Here is a 2,275-nt window from a genome sequence, read left to right on the forward strand (position 1 = left end):
CTCGAGGGCCGGGGAGGGTGTCCGGGACGGCGCGGAAAACATGGTTGACGTCCGTGGCGCGGGCGGATTTGCTGCGGTGATGACGGATCTTCAGCTCAGACGGGTGGACGGCGATGCCGCACACGAGGACATCGCGGACTGGCAGCGCGTCCACAACACCGTCATCCCCACGCACTTTTTGTCCCTCGACGACGTCCGCGAGCGCGCCGGACGCCACCACTTGGAGCTCGCGTATCTCGACGGTGTCCTCGTGGGCAGCTCGACGGTCCGGCCGCCCGAGGACGGGACGGGCACGGCCACGGTGATCGCCCGAGTGCTCGCCGAGCACCGGCGGCGGGGCTTCGGCGAGCAGCTGTACGTACGAGGGCTGGAGCGGGCCCGGGAACTGGGCGCCCGGGTGATCGAGACGGTCGTACTGGAGTCCAATCCGGACGGACTCGCCTTCGCGCTGAAGCACGGGTTCACGGAGGTCGAGCGCTATCTGCTGGAGGGCGAGTCGGTGCCCTGGATCGATCTGCGGCTGGCGTGAGACGTCAGGACAGGCCCGCGGCATGCCGAGCCGCGATGTACCCGAACGTCATCGCCGGGCCGATCGTCGATCCCGCGCCCGCGTAACTGCGGCCCATCACGGCGGCACTGGCGTTGCCCGCCGCGTACAGGCCGGGGATCACCGAGCCGTCGGGGCGGAGCACCCGCGCCCGGGCGTCGGTGAGCAGACCGCCCTTGGTGCCGAGGTCGCCCGGAACGATCCGGAAGGCGTAGTACGGGGCCAGCCACAGCGGTGCCAGGCAGGAGTTGGGGCCGATGGCGGGGTCCGTGTAGTAGTGGTCGTACGCGCTGTCGCCGCGCCCGAAATCGGTGTCGTCGCCGTTCCTCGCCGCGGAGTTGAAGCGGTCGACGGTGGTGCGCAGGGCGGCCGCGGGCACGCGGATCGAGGCGGCGAGGGCGTCCAGTGTCCACGCCTTGTGGACGGCGCCCGAGTCGTACCAGGCGTCGGGGAACACGAACGTCGGCGCGACGTCCTTGAACAGGTAGCGGTTGCGGTAGTTCTGGTCGACGACCAGCCAGGCCGGGATGTGCGGAGCGGTGGGGGTGTCTCGGTCGTACATGGTGTGGACGACATCGCCGTACGGCGCGGCCTCGTTGACGAAGCGCGCTCCGGCGGCGTTGACGAGGAGTCCGCCGGGCAGGGTGCGTTCGGCGAGGCAGAAGTACGGCTGGCCGGGGAGCGGGATCGCCGGGCCCCACCAGGCGTCGTCCATCAGGCCCAGGGCGGCGCCCGCCCGTTCACCCGCCCGGATGCCGTCGCCGGTGTTCTCCCTGGCGCCCACCGTCCACGCGGTGCCGATGGGCTGCTTCTGGTACCGCTCGCGCATGGCCGCGTTGTGCTCGAAGCCCCCCGAGCCGATGATGACGCCCCGCCGGGCGCGCAGCAGTCCGGGGGCGCCGTCCCTGGTGACGACCGCGCCGGTGACGGCGCCGTTCTCCCCGTACAGGTCGGTGAGGGGCGTGTCGAGCCACACGGGTACGCCGGCCGCCCGCAGCCCCGCCCGCAGCCCGGCCGCCAGTGACTGCCCCATGGTGAGCGGCTTCTGGCCCAGCAGGGCGGCCTTCGTCCCCCGGGCCAGGCACTCGGTGGCCACGGCGAGCCCCTTCGCGCTGACCGCGGACAGGACGAGCCACTTGTAGTCGGCGCTGAAGACGACCATGCCGGCGGGGACGGTCATGTACGACGGGTTCAGCCGGGCCAGCTCCGCACCGAGGATGTTCCCGTCGAGCTGGTCGGGCTCGATGGAACGGCCCTGGGCCAGTCCGCCGGGCAGCTCCGGGTAGTAGTCGCTGTATCCCTCCATCCAGCGGAAGCGCAGCGGGCTGTTGGCCATGACGAAGGAGAGCATGGCGGGCCCGTGGTCGAGGAACGCCTTCCGGCGGTCGGCGGGGACGTCGTCGCCGACCACGGCCGCGAGGTAGGTGGCGGCCTTCGCCGGGGTGTCGGGTACTCCGGCCGCCAGGATGACGGAGTTGTTCGGGAGCCAGATGCCCGCGCCGGACCGGGCCGCCGAGCCGCCGAACGTCGCCGCCTTCTCCACGACGATGCAGCTCAGGCCCGCCTTGGCGGCGGTGAGCGCGGCCGTCATACCGGCGGCACCGGAGCCGACGACCACGACGTCGTACGTACCGAGGAGGGGCGGGGCAGCGGCGGTGCCGACGCCGGCACCGGCGGCACCGGCGGTGTGCGGGAGCCCGGGGGTCAGGGCGAGTCCCGCTCCCACGG

2 protein-coding genes are annotated in these 2,275 nt (G+C 72.4%); one reads left to right on the forward strand and one right to left on the reverse strand.

Annotated elements, in window-relative coordinates:
- Positions 1-79: 79 nt before the first annotated feature.
- Positions 80-529, forward strand: a complete 450-nt coding sequence (locus tag FNH04_RS45045; RefSeq protein ID WP_194237034.1) for a GNAT family N-acetyltransferase — start codon at positions 80-82, stop codon at positions 527-529.
- A 4-nt stretch (positions 530-533) separates the two neighbouring features.
- Here the strand turns inward: FNH04_RS45045 and kstD are convergent, their stop codons facing one another.
- A complete protein-coding gene (gene kstD, locus FNH04_RS45050; protein WP_152792009.1) occupies positions 534-2,255 on the reverse strand; it encodes a 3-oxosteroid 1-dehydrogenase in 1,722 nt (573 codons plus the stop codon).
- Positions 2,256-2,275: the final 20 nt, after the last annotated feature.

Source organism: Streptomyces phyllanthi (genome assembly GCF_009377205.1).
Classification (GTDB): Bacteria; Actinomycetota; Actinomycetes; order Streptomycetales; family Streptomycetaceae; genus Streptomyces; species Streptomyces phyllanthi.